Source organism: Chryseobacterium sp. SIMBA_038 (assembly GCF_046535115.1).
Taxonomy (GTDB): Bacteria; Bacteroidota; Bacteroidia; order Flavobacteriales; family Weeksellaceae; genus Chryseobacterium.
Genome location: NZ_JAWRXH010000003.1, coordinates 333085 through 354490, shown reverse-complemented (window position 1 = coordinate 354490; position 21406 = coordinate 333085). Strand labels below are relative to the sequence as shown.

At 33.6% G+C, this 21406-nt stretch carries 18 protein-coding genes and 2 tRNA genes; 14 read left to right on the top strand and 6 right to left on the bottom strand.

From position 1 onward, the window contains the following. The first annotated feature begins 57 nt into the window (after positions 1-57). Together SB689_RS12565 and SB689_RS12560 are read left to right on the top strand one after the other, a co-directional pair. Complete coding sequence (locus tag SB689_RS12565; RefSeq protein ID WP_410692483.1) at positions 58-1191, top strand: alpha/beta hydrolase; 1134 nt, start codon at positions 58-60, stop codon at positions 1189-1191. Between the two features lie 432 nt (positions 1192-1623). Further along, positions 1624-1776, top strand: a complete 153-nt coding sequence (locus SB689_RS12560) for a bacteriocin-like protein (protein ID WP_410692482.1) — start codon at positions 1624-1626, stop codon at positions 1774-1776. Between the two features lie 2 nt (positions 1777-1778). On the opposite strand, the gene menC is transcribed toward SB689_RS12560, so the two are convergent. Then, positions 1779-2783, bottom strand: a complete 1005-nt coding sequence (menC, locus tag SB689_RS12555; protein ID WP_410692481.1) for an o-succinylbenzoate synthase — start codon at positions 2781-2783, stop codon at positions 1779-1781. Beyond that, entirely contained in the window at positions 2784-3800 is a 1017-nt protein-coding gene (fbp, locus tag SB689_RS12550; RefSeq protein WP_410692480.1) for a class 1 fructose-bisphosphatase, read from the bottom strand. It lies immediately after the preceding gene. Between the two features lie 324 nt (positions 3801-4124). On the opposite strand from fbp, the gene SB689_RS12545 reads away from it, so the two are divergent. From SB689_RS12545 to SB689_RS12505, 9 genes are all read left to right on the top strand, one after another. Next, positions 4125-5363, top strand: coding sequence for an aspartate kinase (locus SB689_RS12545; RefSeq protein WP_410692479.1), 1239 nt, complete (start codon positions 4125-4127; stop codon positions 5361-5363). 22 nt (positions 5364-5385) lie between these two features. Next, a complete protein-coding gene (locus SB689_RS12540) occupies positions 5386-7227 on the top strand; it encodes a lysophospholipid acyltransferase family protein (RefSeq protein ID WP_410692478.1) in 1842 nt (613 codons plus the stop codon). 108 nt (positions 7228-7335) lie between these two features. Beyond that, a tRNA-Phe gene (locus SB689_RS12535) sits at positions 7336-7408 on the top strand. A 118-nt stretch (positions 7409-7526) separates the two neighbouring features. Then, a tRNA-Phe gene (locus SB689_RS12530) sits at positions 7527-7599 on the top strand. 166 nt (positions 7600-7765) lie between these two features. Further along, a complete protein-coding gene (locus SB689_RS12525) occupies positions 7766-9403 on the top strand; it encodes a tetratricopeptide repeat protein (protein WP_410692477.1) in 1638 nt (545 codons plus the stop codon). A gap of 111 nt (positions 9404-9514) precedes the next feature. Beyond that, positions 9515-11842, top strand: a complete 2328-nt coding sequence (locus tag SB689_RS12520; protein WP_410692476.1) for a T9SS type A sorting domain-containing protein — start codon at positions 9515-9517, stop codon at positions 11840-11842. Positions 11843-12115: 273 nt separating this feature from the next. Next, positions 12116-13291 carry a thioredoxin family protein gene (locus SB689_RS12515; RefSeq protein ID WP_410692475.1) on the top strand — a complete coding sequence of 392 codons (1176 nt, stop codon included), beginning with the start codon at positions 12116-12118 and terminating at the stop codon, positions 13289-13291. 3 nt (positions 13292-13294) lie between these two features. After that, positions 13295-13921: a DUF3575 domain-containing protein gene (locus SB689_RS12510; protein WP_410692474.1), complete on the top strand. Its 627-nt coding sequence runs from the start codon at positions 13295-13297 to the stop codon at positions 13919-13921. A 4-nt stretch (positions 13922-13925) separates the two neighbouring features. Continuing rightward, complete coding sequence (locus SB689_RS12505) at positions 13926-14132, top strand: hypothetical protein (RefSeq protein ID WP_410692473.1); 207 nt, start codon at positions 13926-13928, stop codon at positions 14130-14132. Between the two features lie 95 nt (positions 14133-14227). Here the strand turns inward: SB689_RS12505 and SB689_RS12500 are convergent, their stop codons facing one another. Continuing rightward, complete coding sequence (locus SB689_RS12500; RefSeq protein ID WP_410692472.1) at positions 14228-15424, bottom strand: exo-beta-N-acetylmuramidase NamZ domain-containing protein; 1197 nt, start codon at positions 15422-15424, stop codon at positions 14228-14230. A 4-nt stretch (positions 15425-15428) separates the two neighbouring features. On the opposite strand from SB689_RS12500, the gene SB689_RS12495 reads away from it, so the two are divergent. Together SB689_RS12495 and SB689_RS12490 are read left to right on the top strand one after the other, a co-directional pair. Next, positions 15429-16658, top strand: coding sequence for an ABC transporter permease (locus tag SB689_RS12495; protein WP_410692471.1), 1230 nt, complete (start codon positions 15429-15431; stop codon positions 16656-16658). Between the two features lie 473 nt (positions 16659-17131). After that, positions 17132-18115, top strand: a complete 984-nt coding sequence (locus tag SB689_RS12490) for a PLP-dependent cysteine synthase family protein (RefSeq protein WP_066756066.1) — start codon at positions 17132-17134, stop codon at positions 18113-18115. A gap of 51 nt (positions 18116-18166) precedes the next feature. On the opposite strand, the gene SB689_RS12485 is transcribed toward SB689_RS12490, so the two are convergent. The 3 genes from SB689_RS12485 to SB689_RS12475 all read right to left on the bottom strand — a co-directional run bounded on the left by SB689_RS12485 (position 18167) and on the right by SB689_RS12475 (position 20001). Continuing rightward, a complete protein-coding gene (locus SB689_RS12485; protein WP_410692470.1) occupies positions 18167-18694 on the bottom strand; it encodes a hypothetical protein in 528 nt (175 codons plus the stop codon). 89 nt (positions 18695-18783) lie between these two features. Then, a complete protein-coding gene (locus tag SB689_RS12480; RefSeq protein ID WP_410692469.1) occupies positions 18784-19086 on the bottom strand; it encodes a chaperone modulator CbpM in 303 nt (100 codons plus the stop codon). 3 nt (positions 19087-19089) lie between these two features. After that, complete coding sequence (locus SB689_RS12475; protein WP_410692468.1) at positions 19090-20001, bottom strand: DnaJ C-terminal domain-containing protein; 912 nt, start codon at positions 19999-20001, stop codon at positions 19090-19092. Between the two features lie 93 nt (positions 20002-20094). Between SB689_RS12475 and SB689_RS12470 the strand changes: the two genes are divergently transcribed. Further along, positions 20095-21294, top strand: coding sequence for a dicarboxylate/amino acid:cation symporter (locus tag SB689_RS12470; protein ID WP_410692467.1), 1200 nt, complete (start codon positions 20095-20097; stop codon positions 21292-21294). The last annotated feature ends 112 nt before the right edge of the window (positions 21295-21406 follow it).

Below are 21406 nucleotides of genomic sequence, written 5' to 3'. Positions count from 1 at the left end.
CAATATTTTTATTTAACTTAGAATTAACTAAGAACCCGTTTCTCAAATAACAACAACATGGCTGTTTATATCCTAAGCAATCGAAAAATTGTTCGCCATAAAGGTGAAAAAGCAGATTCATTTTCTAATGATGAATACTCTATTCCTAATTTCAGGATAGCAAAATGTGATTTTGATAACTATAAGGAACCTACTGCTGCAGCAAAAAAGAAAAAAGACTACACCAACCGAAATATTGTAAACTATAAACTCTTTTCTGAGCCTGAAAAACAAGGTTATCAGGATGTTTTGGATGTTTTATTGAATGAAAAAGGCATCAAAAAATCTACTTTGACGGCCAATAATCTCGGTGGAAGCCAAAGAATGTTCTATGAATTATACAAAGATATGTCTTCTACAAAGGATAGAAGTGATGTTTTGATATTTATTCATGGCTACGCTTATGATTTTGATGATGAATTGAAAGCCATTGTTGATCTTAAAAAACTGTTCATTGATAATCCGGCATCGCCTGTCCAGCATATTTTATTTGTGAGCTGGCCGGCTTCGAGCAGCATTGTTCCTATGACTTATTTTGATGATAAAGCTTCGAGCATCAATTCCGGAGCTTCGTTGATGAGATTATTTTACTTTTATACACAGTTTTTAAAGGATATTTTTTCGAATCGTGATCTCATTCCCTGCAATCAGAGAATTCATTTGATGGCTCATTCCATGGGAAATCGGGTGCTTCAAAGCATGTTGTACAGTTTGAAAAAAGAAAACATTTTGAGAGTTATCGATCAGGTTCTATTATTGAATTCTGACGTAACTTATAAAGTTTTTGAGGACTCAGAAGATTCATTTAATAAGTTACCATTGTTGGCTAATCGGATTTCAATTTATTTAAACAGAAAAGATACCGTTCTTGGAGTTTCACAGTTCACAAAGAATATTTTGACCCCAAGATTAGGTAAAAATGGGCCGAGTGACATTGAAAAATTCAAAGATATTGTTTCTATCATCGATTGTACTTTTGTTCAAGATGATGTATTGACCGGATTAAAATATAACATCGGAAATCATTGGGGATACCTTTCCAGTTCGCAAGTTCAAAATGATATTTTTCAAAATTTATATGGTGTGGATAGGAATCTTATCACCAACAGATTGAAGAATAACGAAAATATTTTCACAATTATTTCACAATAATATATTAAAATTAATCATATCGTAAAGCCTTATGTTAAACCCTAAAACAAGTGCTCATGTTGGCATAAAGATTGCAAAATCATTAAACAGAGAAATACTAAATTTTTTATCATGAAAAAAGTTAAAAGCAAGTTTTCTTATTTATTACAATATATTAAGAAAGCTATTTTCGTAAAAGACGTGATTTAACGAACTGATTATTAACTCAAAAACTATAAATTATTCGACTATAAAATTACTATTTCAAAAAACTCTTAGTTATTAATTTGCCTCCAATGTTTTATAAAGCGTTGGAGATAATCTTTTTTCTACTATTTTAATAGAATCAATATATTTTATTTCACACAACGGAGTGTTAATTAAAGTTAAAAACATTGCATATTAAAAAAAAGTCCTTCATATTTACTTTACAAATCAAATTAAATCTTTATTATGAAAAATTTAAAAAAATTGAACAAAAGTGAATTGAAAACTATTAAAGGTGGTTCCGTTCCCTTAGGATGCATTAGTTGGGATCCTAGAGCAAGATGTTGTAGATCTTGGGATGATGAAAATCAAAACAAACCAACATGTCCTACTCCATAATACTATTGCTTATACCAGATTAATTCACATTTCAAATCAAGATTTGAGTCAAAATTATTGACAAATAAAGATCCAGTGCCCAAACCTTGAGGCATTGGATTTTTTTTGGTAAAGGTATATTGAGCAATCGCATTCAAACCAATATTGCTTTCAAGAGCTGATGTAATCCACCAACCAATATTAAGTTCTTCTGCAAGAGAAATCCATTCATCAGAACCGGAAAAACCTCCTACCAAAGCTGGTTTTAAAATAATATATTGAGGATTTATTTCTTGTAAAAGCTTCTTTTTTTCATTAAAATCAATAACTCCGATTAATTCTTCATCTAAAGCGATTGGAGTTGGAGTTTCAGTACATAACTCTGCCATATCCGCCCAGTTTCCGTCTTTTATTGGCTGTTCAATGGAATGAATATCTAAATCAGCCAACTGCTGTAAAACAACCTTTGCTTCTTCTTTATTGAAACCTCCATTTGCATCAACACGCAGTTCCAATTTCTCTTTTGAGAATTTTTTTCTTAATTTTTGAAGAACTTTATGCTCGGATTTCCAGTCGACACCGATTTTTAATTTAATACAGTGAAAGCCTTTTTCAAGTTTCTCCTGAATCTGTTCTTCCATATAATAAATGTCCCCCATCCAGATCAATCCGTTGATAACTATTGGAGATTTACCTTCTGTAAATTCACTTGGAAAATAGAGATTTTCACCATGTTTTAGATTCAAAACGGCCTGTTCGTATCCAAACCAAATAGAGGGAAATTCTTTTAATTCTTCTTTTAAAAATTCAGAATCTTTTTGAATATTTTCACAAAGCCATTGCAGTTTTTCTTCATAATCCGGTCTGTCATCAAAACTCAATCCTCTGAAAATGGCACATTCTCCTATTCCTTTTTTTTCGTTTTCTGAAATTTCAAGAATAAAAGTTTCCTTTTCATGCAAAACGCCGCGAGATGTTCCACTCGGGCGCTTGAATTCTAATAAATATTTAAAATATTCTGCTTTCATTTATTTTACACTGTCAATTCGCATAAATTCTTCTGCTTTTTCAACCATATTGACGCTTCCACAGAAAAACGGAATTCTTTGATGAAGTTCTGTTGGTTCAATTTCCAAAATTCTTCTAAAACCGTCTGTTGCCTTTCCACCAGCTTGTTCAGCTAAGAAAGCCATTGGATTACATTCATAAAGTAATCTCAATTTACCATTCGGAGCTTGTGAATAAGATGGATAAATATAAATTCCACCTTTCAACATATTTCTATGAAAATCAGCAACTAACGAACCAATATATCTTGAAGTGTAAGGACGATCACCTTCTTCCATCTGACAATATTTAAGATAATTTTTAACTCCTTGAGGGAATTTTATATAATTTCCTTCGTTGATAGAGTAAATTTTACCCGTTTCTGGAAATTTCATATTCGGGTGAGAAAGATAATAAGTACCCAATGATGGATCTAGTGTAAATCCGTTCACGCCATTTCCTGTTGTGTAAACAATCATCGTTGAAGAACCATAAATAACGTATCCCGCTGCAATCTGATTAATTCCTTTTTGTAAAAAATCTTCAAGCTGAACTGGCGTTCCTGGCTCTGTTACTCTTCTGTAAATTGAAAAAATAGTTCCTACAGAAACATTTACGTCAATATTTGAAGACCCATCCAAAGGATCGATCAATACAACATATTTGCTTAAATGTCCGTTTTCTCCACATTTAATGTCAATAAAATCGTCATTTTCCTCGGAAGCGATACCACAAACTACCTCTCTTTGAGACAATGCCGTAATAAAAATGTCATTGGCGATCACATCAAGTTTCTGCTGTTCCTCTCCCTGAATATTTTCATTTCCTGCTTTCCCAATGATATCTGCAATTCCCGCCTTATTTACTTCCCTGTTTACTACTTTTGAAGCTAGTCTTATTGCGCTTAAAAGACGTGAAAATTCTCCTGTAGAATATTGGAAATCGTCCTGCTTATCAATAAGAAATTCTCCTAAAGTCTGTAATGGTTGATCTGACATATTTTTCTTTTTACGTTTTGCTCAAATTTCGTAAAATTTACAACATTATAGAGAATTTTCTTTTAAAATACATTAAGCACTGTATATCAAATCAATACATCATAAATAGTGGTACTTATCATAAATTTCAACATGAAAATGAATCACCAATTTAACCTGCTAAGGAATGAAAAATTCAATAAATAGTGTTAATTTTTAATTTTAATAAAATCTTAAGTAGGTCTACCCGCTCGGCTCTTTCATATCTCGTTGTAAATTTATAATTTTGACCTCCGTAAAAAACTCAATTAAATTTTATCTAACAATTTTATTTTTAACAATTTAATGAAAATTTTCAAGTTTGGTGGAGCATCGGTAAAAGATGCTGAAAGTGTAAAAAATGTGTCCATGGTATTAGAAAGCCAAGGATTTGCCAAATGTCTGCTGGTAATTTCAGCGATGGGCAAAACGACTAATGAATTGGAAAAAGTTGTAGAACTTTATTTCAAGAAGGATAACTATCAAACCGAAATTGAAAAGATAAAACGAAAACACATGGAAATCGCGGAAGGTTTATTTCCTGAAAATCATGCGGTTTTTGCAGAAATCGATTTGTTTTTTGATGATATTGATTCTTTTTTACGAAGAAATAAATCACCGAATTACAATTTCGTGTACGATCAGGTTGTAAGCTGTGGAGAAATGATCTCTACAAAGATCGTAAGTGAGTATTTAAATGAGATACAGTTTACTAATCAATGGTTAGACGCCAGAGATTATATAAAAACCGACAATTCTTACAGAGACGGAAACGTAGACTGGAAAAGAACGGAAGAATTTATGTCAACTTTAAATCCTGAAATCTGCTATGTAACGCAAGGTTTCATTGGATCTGATGATAATAATTTCACCGTAACTTTAGGAAGAGAAGGTTCAGATTATTCTGCCGCGATCTTTGCTTATTGTTTAAATGCATCTGCAATGACAATCTGGAAAGACGTTCCGGGAGTGATGACGGGAGATCCGAGAAAATTCAAGGATGTTACGCTTCTTTCTAATATATCTTATGAAGAGGCAATCGAGATGGCATATTACGGAGCAAGTATCATTCACCCGAAAACATTACAGCCTTTACAGCAAAAAGATATTCCTTTTTATGTGAAATCTTTCGTAGATCCCACAAAAGAAGGAACAAAAGTAGGTGCTTCAGATAAAAATGAATTTCAGGAGTCATATATTTTAAAGGAACATCAAACTTTATTGAAAATCTCTACTAGAGACTTCTCTTTTGTAGCAGAGGATCATATGAGTTTGGTTTTTAGCTTTTTAGCAAAATATAAAATTAAAGTTTCTTTGATGCAGAATTCTGCAATTTCACTAGCTTTATGTCTGGAAGATAAATTTGACAAAATAGACGAGCTTAATGAAGAACTTCAGAAAATATTTAAAACTGAAGTAGTTAAAAATGTATCTTTATTTACCGTGAGAAATGCGAAGATGGAGAACATTGATAAATTTTACCAAGAAAAAAGTGTATTATTGGAACAGATTTCCAAGAATACGCTTCAAATGGTAACACAATAAAACTAATTGCGACTAAACACACATGAGTTTAATTTCGAAAAACGATTTAATTCAAGCTTCCGGCTTAAGCAAAATAGGATTTCTAAAGAATCCGGTAGCATCTGCTGTGATGAGCATTGCTAAAATAAATGAAGTTAATAGATTATACGATAAACTAAAAGATAAGGAAGGTAAAGACTTTTTCGACTCATTTGTGAGAGAAAGAAACTTGAGCTATGTCGCATTTGAAGAAGATCTCGCAAAGATCCCAAAAACGGGACCATTTATTTTGGTTTCGAATCATCCGCTTGGTGCGATAGACGGGATTTTAATGTGCAAGATCTTATCAGAAGTACGTCCGGATTTCAAAGTAATGGGTAATTTCCTTTTGGAAAAAATAAAACCTATGGAACCGTACGTGATTTCTGTAAACCCTTTTGAAAACAGAAAAGGAGCTTACAGCAGTTCTTCCGGAATGCGCGAAACATTGAAGCATTTGCAGGAAGGAGGTTGTGTAGGTATTTTCCCGGCAGGAGAAGTTTCAAACAAAAACAATCCTTACGGAGAAATTCTAGATAGAGAATGGGAAAAACCGGCCCTTAAGCTTATTAAAATGGCAAAAGTGCCGGTAGTTCCTATGTATTTCCATGCAAAGAACAGCCGTCTTTTTTATCAGGTGGCCAAACTTCACCCTAACTTTCAAACATTGATGCTTCCTGCTGAAATGATGAATGACAGGGAGAAACCGATCCGTATCAGAATCGGAAAACCTATTGGTCTAAAGGCAATGGATGAGATGGAAAACATTGAAGAATTAGGTGAATTTCTAAAACGTAAGGTTTATATGATGAAATCTTACTATGAAAAGAGAAAATCACTGGCTCAGGCTATTAATCTTCAAAATTTATATGTAAAATTTCCTTTACTTAGAGAAGAAAATATTGTTCAGAATATTATTGATGAAACTCCGAAAGAAGACATCATTAATGATATTAGCAAACTGAAAGGCACCGACAAAATGCTTTTCAGCAATGGTAATTACGAAATATATTTCACTGCTTACGAGGAAATCCCTTCTGTAATGAGGGAAATCGGGCGTCAGAGAGAGCTTACATTCCGTGCCGTGGGAGAAGGAAGTAACCTGCCTTTTGACCTTGATGAATATGATAAGCACTATCATCATCTTTTTCTTTGGGATAATGCCGAGGAAAAGCTGGTTGGGGCTTACAGAATGGCTTTAGGTAAGGAAGTGATGAAAAAATCCGGGATTAAAGGCTTTTACACCAGTTCTTTATTTGAATTTGAACAAGACATCCATCCTTTCTTTAAAAAAGTGATTGAAATGGGGCGAGCATACATCTGTCAGGAATATCAGCAGAAACCGCTTCCACTTTTCCTTTTATGGAGAGGAATTGTGCATGTTTGTTTAAGAAACCCTGATCACAAATTTTTGATGGGAGGTGTGAGTATTTCCAACAAATTCTCTGAGTTTTCAAAATCATTAATGATTGAGTTTATGCGTTCGAATTATTATGATTCTGCAGTAGCTCAATACATTACCCCAAGAAACGAGTATAAAGTAAAACTTCGCGAAAGGGATAAAAACTTATTCTTCGAGGAAATGGAATCTGATTTAAATAAATTAGATAAAATCATCGATGATCTTGAACCGGAATTGAGATTACCAGTTTTAATTAAAAAATATATCAAGCAAAACGCAAAAGTTATTGCATTTAATGTAGACCCAAACTTCAATGATGCCATTGACGGATTGATGTATATTAGAATAAGTGACCTTCCGGAAAGCACGATAAAACCTGTATTAGAGGAAATGAGTGAGCAAATTAGAAAGGAACAGGAAAATAATTCTCCTGAGAATCAGTAGGTTTTTATTTTTATTAGAAAAAAGTACTGTTAATACTTGCTTCATATATTAAAACTTACTACTTTTGCATCACTTTAAAACAACGAAGTAAGTCAAACAAAAATATACGGTTTCTTAGCTCAGTTGGTAGAGCAATGGATTGAAAATCCATGTGTCCCTGGTTCGATTCCTGGAGAAACCACAGACCGCCTTGCGAAAGGCGGTTTTTTATTCCAAAGCAAAAAAAGATTTGCACGGTATAAGAAAAATTATTATTTTTGCACCCACTTTGAACAACGAAGTAACAAACCAAAACATACGGTTTCTTAGCTCAGTTGGTAGAGCAATGGATTGAAAATCCATGTGTCCCTGGTTCGATTCCTGGAGAAACCACAAACCACCTTAATCAAGGTGGTTTTTTTATGCCCAAATTCTTCATTTTAAATTTAAAGATTCTAAACTAGATCAAGATTAGGTTCTGTTTTCTAGTTTTTGTGTAATTTTAATCGCAAATTGGGATTTATACATTAATTAAAATACTTTTAGGCCCACATTTACGATGAAGCACCTTATTTTCTTATTCTTGTTTATTTTATCATCAGGTCATCTTCTTGCCCAAAAAGATGACACGACAGCACATTGCGATGCTTTAATAAAAAAAGGAATTGATGCTTTATATAAAAAAGATCATTCTACCTCTTTAGAAATTTTTGCCGAAGCCAAAAAAATTGCCGAACAAAACAGCCTATATCAACAACAATTTATCACCACAAACTGTATTGGACTTAATTATTACCAGATGTCCGATTACAGCACAGCCTTAGATTATTATTTGGAAGCCTACTCCATTGCTGTAAAATATTTGAAGAGCGATCGTGAAATGACGGTTTTAAACAACATCGCCCTCGTTTATCTCCAACAGGGAAAATATAAAGAATCTGAAAAGCATCAAAAAAGAGCCTACGATCTTGCGGTTGCCAATAAAGATCAAATTGGCATTGCGATTTATTCTAGTAGCTTGGCCGATCTTTATAACACAACTCATCAACTCGATAAAGCGTTGGAATACATTAAAATCTCCAGAGAAGCTTTAAAAATGGTAAATGACGCAAGAATCGACATTGATCTAGATCTAGCAGAAGCTAAAAATTTTGTTGAAAGAAACGAATTCGATAAAGCCCTCAATATTCTGGAACCTCTTTTACAAAAACTAAAAAGCAAAGAATATATTGATCACAGAATTTCGGCATTATTAATACTTTCGAAAGTCTATTTGGGCAAAAAACAAAATGACAAAGCTATTTTCTATGTTAATCAGGCTCAAAAAGAAAACCTGAATTATACGAATACAAAGGATATTTACAATCAGTTTTCGAACCTGTATTTCAGTTTGGGAAATTATGATAAGGCTTTACAATACAAGGATTCTGTTATTATTGTTAAGGATTCGCTTAATGCCATTAAAAATCAGGCGATGTACCAAAACAGTGAGATCAAACTGAAACTTCAGGACTCACAAAAAGAATTGAAAAGCGAAAAAAGGTTAAAATTTTACGTTGCCGCGTTTTGTATTTCAATTTTGGCTTTATTAAGCTGGCTGTTCAGAACACTTTATTTAAAAAACCGACAAAAAAGAACCATTGCCGAGCGAAACGAACAAATCATTACTTTAGAATTAAAAAATAAAGAAAACGACAATCTTTTACTCGAACAACAGATCAAAGAAAAGGAAACCGAAGCTCTTCTGGAAAAAGAAAAACTCAAAAACGAGCTGGAAAGCAGAAACCGAAAATTAGCGGCAAACGCCATCCACATTGCTCAAAGAAATGATAAAATTGAGGAATATATTCTTAAACTGAAAAAAAATCCGGAAATTATTAAAAATGATCAGCTTTCTCAACAATTGGATCAGTTAAAATTAATTCTGACCAAGGAAGACAGTAATGACGATGATTTTTTAACCCACTTCGAAAAAATCAACAGTAAATTTATCGACAACTTAAAAGAAAAACATCCAGATCTTACTTTGAATGATATCCGATATATCAGTTATATTTATATGAATCTTTCCACCAAAGAAATTTCATCTATCTTTAATATCACCATTGAGGCCTGCAGAAAGAGAAAAGAAAGAGTTTCGAAGAAATTGAATCTCGCCAACTCAAACGACCTATATAGTTATTTATCAAATATTTAAATGGAAAAGTCACGTTTTTTCTCGTTCCGGTCTTACTAATTCCCTCGTGATTTAGCTTAAAGTTTTTTTCAAAAAATAAATTTGTGTCTATTAATCAATAGAACAGTTATTATGAAGAAAACAGCATTTACTTTATTTTTTATTCTGATTCTGCAGTTTACCTATGCGCAGGTAAGTTTCGCAGGAAATCCGGAATATGGACAGTTACGAAATTTTGTTTACGATAAAACCGTTCCCAACAAAATTTACGCAACAACTTATATTGATAAGCACATCATGGTCTCCAACAACAATGGAACAACCTGGAATGTCTTATACACCCTTCCCTATCCGGAATATGCGCCAAGTATTTCACAAATGAGACTTATGAATAATGGTACAGCATTGAGCTTCATCCAATATTTTGGTTTAGGAAGTTCGCTGAACAGGGTTATTGTATTGAATTTATCAACTTTAAGTATTTTAAAAGAATACAATATGCCTCCCAACGAAGCTGTTGAAAGCATAAGCAATTATTCTATTCTTGATAATGGTAATATGAATACTGCAACCATGTTTGCAAAAGGCGACAATGATAAATTTTTCAAAACTACCAACGGCGGAACTACCTGGACGAAGGTTTTTGATGCTGCAAATTATGAAAATGTTCTTGTAAACGATGCTATCATGGATCCTACAGACCCTCAAAAACTTTACATCGTTCGTAACGGAGGTCCCGGAAATGTAGATGGAGGTTTATTAAAATCAACAGATGCAGGAGCAACCTGGACAGAAAAACTTAATGGACTTATTCTACAATCAATCGCTATCAATCCTGTTAATCCGAACATTATTTACGCAGGAACAGGTGTTCTTTGGACATATCCAACTCAGCATGAGGCGGTTTACAAGTCTACAGATGCAGGAAATACTTGGACAGAACAAACCGGTATTACGTGGTCTACCAGTACTCAAGGATTAAAAAATGTTCCTAAAATTGAAATAAATCCCTATAAACCGAGCCATGTTATTGTTTTAGCAGACGACAGAGTTGCAGTAACAACAAATGACGGGACAACGTGGACTACCACTCCACATGCAGGCTTAACAGACGGAAGCTCTTATTTTTATGGGATTGATGCCACATTTGATCCTAATAATTTAAACAATGTTATCATTTCTAATAACCGTTTTCCAAAATTCTCATCAGACAGAGGAGTAACACTTACTTCCATTGCAAATCCGTTTTTTAATGGAATGGGAAAAATAAATGTAATTAATGACAACAGTGTTGATAAGTTAATTTACGGAGTGCAATATGGCTACACTGTGAAAAACCTTACCAACAATCAGGAAACGCCAATCAACGTAATGCCTCTTAACGAAAGCCCGATGGATGGACAAATCGGCTTAATGTATATCGACAAAAAGCATGCGGGAAGAGTCTACACCTATGAATCATCTTTTATGGGTAACAATATTAATGTAAGTGATGATTACGGAGCTACTGTAACGCCGCTTTACAATACTTATGACACTGGTTTTACAGCTGCAGAAACAGATCCTGTTAATCAAAATATCGCTTGGATTGCAACTTTCAATGGTGTTAACGCAACTTTGATTAAATCTGACTTTACAAATACAGGAAGTCCTGTAAACGACATCATCACTTTACCTTATGATGAAGATTATATTTATGGAATTAAAGTAAATCAAAACAACTCCAATGAAGTATTGGTAACTGTTGGTAACAGATTGTTTAAAACTACAAACAGCGGAACTTCATGGACGGAAATTACAGCAGGTTTGCAAGGTTTAACGCTTCCAAATATTGCTTTAAGCTTAGTTCAGAATCCATTAAATGCAAGTCAGTACACAATGGCCGCTTCAAATGGTATTTACACCTCTCTTGATGCAGGAAATACATGGTCTAAGATCTACGACGGAATGGTAAATAAAGTTGAACATTCCACAAAACAAAACGGACAGATTATAGGAATTACCAACACGTATTTATCTACTCTTCCAAAGGTTATCTACACCAGCAACGGAGGAACAAACTGGCAGGAAAGAACAGCTTCCAACTATTTCAACACAACAGTTTTAGACGGTACAGCCCGTTTTGTAGATGCTACAACTGCTGAAGTTTATTTAACTACTAATTCTTTAGGTATTTTAAAAGATGTTATCTCTTTCACAAACTTAGGAACTTCAAATCCTGGTATTGTAAAAGATGACATTAGTATTTATCCGAATCCGACTCAGGACGTGATTAATATTAAATTAGGTAAAAATGCTACAAAGTTTAAAGTAACGATCTACAGCACAGCAGGACAATTGATTTTAACGTCAGAAAATAAATCAAGTATAGATATTTCCGGTTTAACGAAAGGAGTTTATCTTCTAAAAATAGATCAGGCAAATACACCGACAATAATTAAAAAGGTTATCAAAAAATAGCTTCTTTAACGTTTTTTTACAATCCTTAAACCGCCTCTCCCAAAGGCGGTTTTTTAAATTATACCTGAATTTTAATCAATAAAGAATAAAAAATCAATTATTGTAAATAAAAGAAGAATAACCGTTCATTTTTTATATTTTCATTAAAATCTTATAACATTTTATACCTCAGTTATCATTTTAATATATAAAAACAAATCATACTTTCAATACTATTCATCCTCCGTTTACGTTGAAAATAAGTATATTCGCTTTTTTAATTTTAAATCGAACATGAAGAAGATCATCTCTGGATTATTTTTATTCTCTACCATCATTACATTTGCTCAGGAAGCAATAAAGTTTCAGGAGTTGCCGTTTAAAGATCTCGTTGCTAAAGCAAAAAAAGAAAACAAAATTGTTTTTATAGACGCTTATGCTTCTTGGTGTGGCCCATGTAAAATGATGGAGAAAAATATTTTTACTCAAAAATCTGTCGGAGATTATTTCAATTCCAGTTTTGTGAGTGCAAGATTTGATATGGAGAAAGGTGAAGGAAGAGAAATTGCTGCAAAATATGGAGTCCGTTCTTATCCAACTTATCTGTTTTTAAATGGTGACGGAGAATTGGTTTCTCAAAATTCTGGTTATATGGAAGAAAGTCTTTTCTTATCGATGGCCAAAGAAGTGAACTCACCAAATAACAAAAAAGGTTCTCTAAAAGACCGTTTTGCGAAAGGGGAAAAAGATGCTGAATTTTTGATTAATATCATGAAATTAAACTCAACAAGTGATTTTGAGTTCGCCAAAAAAGCCTCTGAAAGATATTTTGAAAATAAAAAGAAAACCGATGAACTTACAAAAGATGATATCGGATTTTTATTCTTCTTTTTAAAGTCCACCGAAGATCCTAATTATAAAGTTTTTTCTTCTAAAAAAGCTGAAATCATTAAATTTTTACCTGAGGAAACTTACAAAGAATTTGATAATCAGTTAAAATTAGCAAAAGTTGTTGAGGAGTCTATTGATGATAAAAATAAAAAGATCAACGACGAATATTTCATGAAAACAGCCGAGCCTTTGGTTGGAAAATTGGATGCTCAGACTAAGCTTAATCAGACAAAATTAGCCTATTACGAACAAAACGCGAATTTTCCTGAATATGAAAAAACAGCGTTAGAATATTATAAAAATTCTGATTCTTTTGAACCAAACGAATTACTAAAAACAGCATGGATTTTTTCTGAACACGTAAAAACGCCATCATCATTAAAGAAAGCTCTTGAATGGGCAGAAAAATCTGTAATGAGAGGCGAAACTTCGGAAAACACCTATATTTTGGCAAGACTTTATTTCTTAACCGGAAATAATGAAATGGCAAAAACCTTTGCTGAAATGTCTAAAAATATAGCTTCTCAATCTCAAAAAGATTCTACTCTGGCAGAAGGGTTATTAAAACAAATAAAATAACAAATGTTAAAAGTTAAATTGCTCACAGGATTCCTAACCTTATCTTTATTAGGAACAATCAATGCTCAGGAACAAATTAGTGAAAAGAGTGTTTATCTAAAAGTAAATGCTCCGTTCTTAGCTATAGGAATTTTAAATGCAGGTCTGGAGCATCAAATCAGTAAAAAATACACCGTACAAGCTGATGCTTTTATCTCTCCATGGAAATCTTTCGCAGGTCATGAATTACAAAACTACTCTGTATCTGTAGAAGGAAGATACTACTTTAATGAAGCTTTTAAACATTGGTATGTTGGAGTAAACCTTGCCGGATCAGCCTTTAATTTGCAAAAATGGAATTATTGGAATGATAACATTTCAGAAAGTGAAGACGGCTTAACAACCCATATAAATTCAAATCTTTATCAAAAAGGCTATTCTATTTCATTGGGAGTTACCGGAGGTTATCAATTCCAGTTATCAGACAGATGGAATATGGATATATATGCAACTGTCGGAACATCTCAAGGCTTTTACAAAGGATATGACCGTAGTACAGGCGAGCGTTATGATGTTGCCACCAAATATAATAAAAGTGGCGAAATTATCCCATACAGAGGAGGAATTATGATCTCTTATAAATTAAAATAATACAATGAAACTTTTCGGAAGAAACCATATCATCATTTCAGCAATCACTTTTGTCATTCTTTTTTTAATGAATTTCATTGGAAATGATCAGACTGATAAATTACAAAGCGCCCTAATGATAGCTGGTGCAGGAGTAATCGGCTTAACCATCGGACTTTTTATTCTGAATAAAGGTAAAGATGACAAAACTCCGCCGCCGGATTTTGACTAGTCAGAAGGTGAATGGTCAATTTAGCTTCGATAGTCAATCGTGAATTTTAAAATTCACAAGCGTAGCGAATTGACCATTGACAATTCACTTTTTCATCAGTTTTCGTAAACAACATATTTCGTTCTTATTTTCTCGAATTTATCTAAATCTGATTTCCAAGAAGCTTTGATTTCTTTGATAGATTTTCCAGCGATGATTTGTTTTCTCAGCTCATCTGTTCCAGCCAAAGTATCAAACCATAAGTTTTTAAGAAAGAAATCCTGTTGTGAATTTTTGTAGTTTTTATATGCTTTAATAACCCACTCAAGGTTTAATTCTTTTAAATCTGTTGGATAATTAGATAAATTTTCACCGTAACATAATTTACCGTTTAAGAAAGGATCTTTTGCCCCAAAGTTAGGTTTTGGAGTAAATTGATAAGGCAGATCTTTCGTCCATGGAGAACCATAAATTTGAAAAGGTAAGTCCGTTCCTCTTCCAGCAGAAACCTGAGTTCCTTCAAAAAAACATAAACTCGGATATAAATTGATTGATTTATCGTTCGGTAAATTCGGAGATGGTTTATCTAAAATTGGATAACGCATTTTCTTATGATAATTTTGCATCTGGATCAGAGTATATTTTGTCTGAACTCCATTTTTCAGCCACTTTTCGCCGTTGACCATTTTTCCATATTCTCCGATTGTGAGTCCGTAAACGACAGGAACTTCATGCATTCCTACAAAACTTGTCCATTTTTTCTTTAAAACTGGTCCGTCCGTATAACCATCGTGTGGATTTGGTCGGTCTAAAACCATGATCTCCACATTATTTTCTGCTCCGGCTTCCATTAAATAGGTTAAAGTAGAAATATAAGTGTAAAATCTAGCCCCAACATCCTGAATATCAAAGATAACAATATCAAGTCCTTTCAATTGCTCAGGCTTTGGCTTTTTATTATTACCGTACAAAGAAACAATGGGAATTCCTGTTTTCACATCTACTCCATTTTTCACCTTTTCACCTGCATCGGCATCTCCTCTGAAACCATGTTCAGGAGCGAAAATTGACTTTATCTTAATATTATTTTTAACTAAAAAATCTACCAGATGAGTTTTATCAATCATCAAACCTGTCTGATTGGTCACAATCCCGACCGTTTTTCCTTTTAATAATGGTAAATATGTTTCAGGACGGTCTGCTCCGGTTTTAAAAGTACCAACATTGCCCGTTTGAGAATAATACTGATTGAATACTCCTAAAAAAATTAGGCAAATCAGAAGTAAATTTTTAATTTTGAAATCTAAATTCATAAGCTTGAAATTTCCTTTATATTTCTCTAGAAAAATAGCGTTTTCCAAAGATAACAAAAATAACCTTTCAAGGGTTATCATCTTCATAGGCAGACTTTCTGTGGCTTTAGGAATTATCGTTTCACTGATCACGGTTTCCACAGGTTTCGGATCCAAAAAAGCGATTAAAGAAAGACTGGCAGATTTCAGCGGACATATTACGGTAAAATCTACACGATCGAATTCGTCCTACAATACTTCCGTTCTCGATAGTCAGGGGTTGGATATTCCAAAAATAAAAGAAATTCCCGATGTAGAAACCGTTCAGAAATATGCAATGACTACAGGAATTATGCGTAACGAACATAATTTTGCAGGAATTATATTTAAAGGTGTCGGAAAGGATTTTGACAGTTTAAGATTCAAAAAATTTCTTGTTGCAGGAACGACTCCAAAAATTACAGAAATAGGATATAATAATGGCGTTACTATTTCTCAAAAAATAGCAAATGATCTTCATTTAAAGGTTAAAGACAGCATTGTTACGATATTTTCGAAAGCAGATCAGAAGCCTATTTACAGAAAATTTGAAGTTGTCGGAATTTACAAGACCGATATCAAAATGATTGATGAACAGTTCGTTATCGGCGGAATCAATCATGTGAGAAAAATTCAGGATATGAAACCTAATGAGATCGGCGGAATTGATATTTTCCTGAAAAATGTAAACGATATCGACAGGGATTTCCCCGAAATTGAAAAGTTAATCGGCTACAAAAACTACGCAGAAAAAGCAACAGAAAAATTCCCGCAAATTACAGACTGGATCAGTATTTTTGACACCAATATTGCATTGATCATCGTCATTATGCTGGTTGTAGTTGTCATTAATATTATCATGGTTCTTTTGATTCTTATTATTGAAAGAACAAATTCTATTGGTTTACTTAAAACCTTGGGCGCAAGCAATTCTCAAATCAGAGCGACTTTCATTAATTATACTTTGATTATTATGATTCCCGGACTTTTGTATGGAAACATTATTGGTCTTGGATTGATTTTATTACAGAAGTTTTTTGGAATTATTAAATTAAATCCTGAAAATTATTACGTGAGTACCGTTCCTGTAGATCTGAATCCTATCGCGATTATTTCAATTTCTGTTGGGATCTTGATTATTTCAGGATTGGCTTTGATTATTCCTAGTTATTTGATTAGTAAGATTTCTCCGGTTAAGGCGATTAAGTATAATTAAAAGTGAATTGTGAATTTCGCTTCGCTAGTTAATTGTGAATTTTACTTTGCATAAAGTTTATCATTCCGGAGGAATCTAGACTCGCATTAGCCTTTCAACCGTTGAGATTCCTACGGAATGACAAAGAGAATGTTGAAATTAATGCTTTAATTTTTAAAGAGATTGCTTCGTCGCTGCGCTTCTCGCAAAGACAAATAGGAATAATGGTGACAAATATCCTAGCCCCGATTGCAGCATTTGTTTGAGCTCATTTTTCAGGTTTCGGCGGCGGCTTTGCCGCCGCCGAAACCTGAAAAATAGCGAGTGCGGAAAGCGGGAAATAGCTCCCGAAAAATGAGTAATAAATAATTGGTAATAAGTAATAATTTATTCGGCTTTCAAAATTCACCATTGAGAATTCACTTAATAATATCCAAATCATAATCGTTAATTATCTGAAAGCTGTATCTTTGCACCGCATATAAAAAACATTTATGAAATACGCAAAAAACATCCTTGAAACTATCGGAAATACGCCACTTGTAAAGCTTAATAAGGTTTTGGGTGAAGATTTTCCGGCATTAGTTTTGGCAAAGGTTGAAACCTTCAATCCCGGGAATTCTGTGAAAGACAGAATGGCCCTGAAAATGATTGAAGATGCTGAAAAAGATGGGAGACTAAAACCCGGCGGAACCATTATTGAAGGGACTTCCGGAAATACCGGGATGGGATTGGCTCTTGCTGCCATCATCAAAGGTTACAAATGTATTTTTGTAACAAACGCTAAACAGTCAAAAGAAAAATGTGATATTCTTCGTGCTGTAGGTGCTGAAGTAATCGTTTGTCCAACAGACGTTAAGCCTACAGATCCGCGTTCTTACTATTCGGTTTCTAAGAGATTGGCAACTGAAACAGAAAACGGATGGTACGTTAATCAATACGATAATTTATCAAACAGAACAGCTCATTACGAGTCTACTGCACCTGAAATCTGGGAACAGACAGACGGACAATTAACTCACTTTGTAGCCGGAGCCGGAACAGGAGGTACCGTTACAGGTTGTGGAACTTTCTTTAAAGAAAGAAATCCTAACATTAAAGTGATTGGTGTTGATACGTACGGTTCTATTTTGAAGGAATTTCATGAAACGGGTGAATTGCATTATGATCATGCTTACACATACATCACAGAAGGAATTGGTGAAGACATTATTCCTGAAAACTACGATATGTCTGTAATTGATCATTTCGAAAAAGTGACTGATAAAGACGGAGCAATCTACGCTAGAAAATTAGCTAAAGAAGAAGGAATTTTCTGCGGATATTCTGCGGGAAGTGCGATTGCTTCTTTGATTCAGATGAAAGATCAGTTTACGAAAGATGATGTAATTGTTGTGCTTCTACACGATCATGGTTCAAGATATGTAGGGAAAATCTACAACGACGAATGGATGAAAGAAATGGGTTGGTTGGATTAATCAATTTTCATTATAAAAACAAAAATCAGAGTAAAATTTACTCTGATTTTTTTATTGTTTGATATTTTTCTTAAATACTTGTTTCAGTAAGCTGTACTCTTTTTCGCTCATTGATTTTCGTGGAAACATATAATTGAATTTGCCTTCCAGAGAAATAAATTCGTTATTTGATTCAAAATACTTAAAATCTTCCCACTTACTTAATTCTTCCTGATGATTAAGATTGACGTTAAAAATTTCATCATTAAATCTCAATTCATAGATTTTAGAATTTTCCAATGACTTTAAATATCCATTAACCTGTTTTTTCCATTTTGAAACCTTGTTGATGCTTAAAGAAAGATAAACCGCACAAAGTAGAAATAAAAAGCTTACAAAATATAAAATCCCAAATTTTTCTTTACTTAAATCACCTTTAAAACAAAAGAGAATCAACAAAATCAATCCTACAACAATGGTTGTAACAGTTTTCCCTCTTGTCGTTGGTGAAAAAAATAAACTTCCCTGATTACCATTGAAATAAATTTCTTCGAAATCCTGTCTTTTAGGTTTTAATACAATAACCTTTTCTTCATTCATAATAATTTGATCTAATATTTACAAAGATAGGATTTTCATCCTATCCTGAATTAAGTCGTTCCTTCGGAACTCCTTAAAATATTGACAAATCAAATATCTTCATATTGAGAACTTATTCCGGAAAGTTTGTTCATTAATTCACGATTTTTACTTTTTAAATCTTCCATTTTACGAAGCATATCATGAATGACTTCTAAACCGGGAAGATTAATTTCCAGATCATAATGCCAATTGGTAAATCTTTCAAAAACCGGCAGATCTTCATACATCAGATAACGGATTTCATTTTCAGTCTGAATAGTCAGCAATCCGGAATCTACCAATTCATCAAAAAAAGTGATCTCAATATTGTATATTTTTACGAGCTCTTCTCGCGATATTCTTTCACTCATAGCCTAGGAATTTTTAAGTTGTTCAAAAAGTTCTTTTTGCTTTTCTGTAAGATTTGTCGGTAATTTTACTTCATAAGTCACAAACAGATCACCAAATTGTCCTTCTTTTTTGTATACAGGAAAGCCTTTTCCTTTCAATCTCACCGTAGTTCCGCTTTGTGTTTCGGGTTTTACTTTGAGGTTGACACTTCCATCCAACGTATTTACTTTTACGTCGCCACCTAAAACTGCTGTGTACAAGTCAATCGGAATCTTTGTTTTCAAATCATCACCAATTCTTTCAAAATCAGCATCAACCGGAATATTGAAAATGATGTATAAATCTCCGTTCGGGCCGCCGCTAGCTCCAGGATTTCCGTGACCTTTTAACTTAATTTGCTGTCCGTCATACACCCCTGCAGGAATCGTAATTCTTACTTTTTTACCATTAATATCAAAAGTTTGCGGATGAGTTGTTGCAGCATCTCTTAAATTTAAATTCAGTTCTGCATGAACATCCTGACCTTTGAATTTTCCTGATGCACTTCCTCTGGAACTTCTGCCAAAACCACCACCTTCTCCACCAAACATACTTTGGAAAAAATCTGAAAAATCTTCACCTTCGCCAAAATCAGCACCGGAAAATCCGCCACCATAATTGCCACCTTGATTTTGCCTTTGTTGCTGCTGAGCCTTTTCGTATTCTTCACCGTGCTTCCAGTTTTCTCCGTATTTATCATACTTTGTACGATTTTCGGGATTACTGAGAACTTCATTGGCTTCGTTCAGCTCTTTGAATTTTTTTTCAGCTTCTTTATCGTTGGGATTAAGATCAGGATGAAGTTTTCTCGCCTGTTTTCGATACGCTTTCTTAATCTCATCCTGCGTCGCGCTTTTATCTACGCCTAAAATTTTATAGTAATCTATATAAGCCATAAAAACGATTATTTACTCAAATTTAACAAATTTATGCCTGAAAATAATATAACGGAATGTTAAAAATAAAACTATCTTTGATAAAAAACCTGCATGAAAGAAGTGTTTAAAAACTACTCAGGAATTATACTTTTACTCCTCGGGATCACTGTTGGAAGCATTATCGGAATCGTTGCTCCCAATTTTGTTGATTACATAAAACCTTTGGGAGATATTTTCCTGAATCTTCTTTTTGTAAGTGTAGTTCCGTTGGTATTTTTTGCCGTTTCTAATTCTATCGCTTCCCTGGAACAGCAATCGAAGTTTGGTAAAATCATGCTGACGATGGTTTTTACTTTTCTTTTTTTCATTTTAACAGCAGCTATTTTTACCATTTGTGTTGTTTATCTCTTTCCTGTTTCCGGAGTTTCGGGAAGTAAGGAAATTGTGGAAGAAGCGGCTAATAGCGACAGTTGGGGAAATAGAATTGTAGGTTTCTTTACCGTAGGAGAATTTACTCAGCTTTTTTCAAGACAAAATATGCTGGCTCTTTTAATTTTTGCTTTCATGACAGGATTTTCAGCTAGAAAAGCGGGAGAAAAAGGACAGGCTTTCAGATCTTTTATTGCATCAGGATATGAAGTTATGAAAGAATTACTTTTATTAATTATGAAAGTAGCACCGATTGGGTTGGGAGCTTATTTTGCGTATCAGGTCGCGACTTTAGGACCTCAGCTTTTCGGATTTTATGCTAAACCTTTAGGTTTATATTATATTGCAGGAATTGTTTATTTTATAGTATTTTTTTCATTGTATGCTTTTATGGCCAATGGACAAAATGGAGTGAAAAGTTTCTGGAAAAATGCAATATACCCTACTCTTACCGCTTTAAGTACGTGTAGCAGTTTTGCGACAATGCCTGCCAATTTACAGGCTGCCTCTAAAATTGGTATTCCAAGTTCTATTGCGAATCTTGTGATTCCGATTGGGACGACTTTGCATAAAAATGGTTCTTCTATGTCTTCGATTATTAAAATCTATGTTGCTTTCTTAATTATCGGAAGAGATTTTTTTGATCCGATGAATCTACTTTTAGCATTAGGAATTACTGTTTTTGTAAGTATCGTTGCAGGTGGAATACCTAATGGTGGATATATTGGAGAAATGCTGATGATTTCGGTTTATAAATTACCTCAGGAAGCCATTCCAGCGGTGATGATTATCGGAACATTGGTTGATCCTTTGGCAACGGTTTTAAATGCAGTTGGGCAAGTTGTGGCCTCGATGTTTGTGAATCGGTTTGTTAAGACTTGATGTTTTGTTTGTTTAAACACTAATTACACGAATGTTTCTCACTAATTTTCATAAATAATTTAAACTCAAATATCTGTGTTATTTATGAAATCTGTGGAGACTTTTAACCACA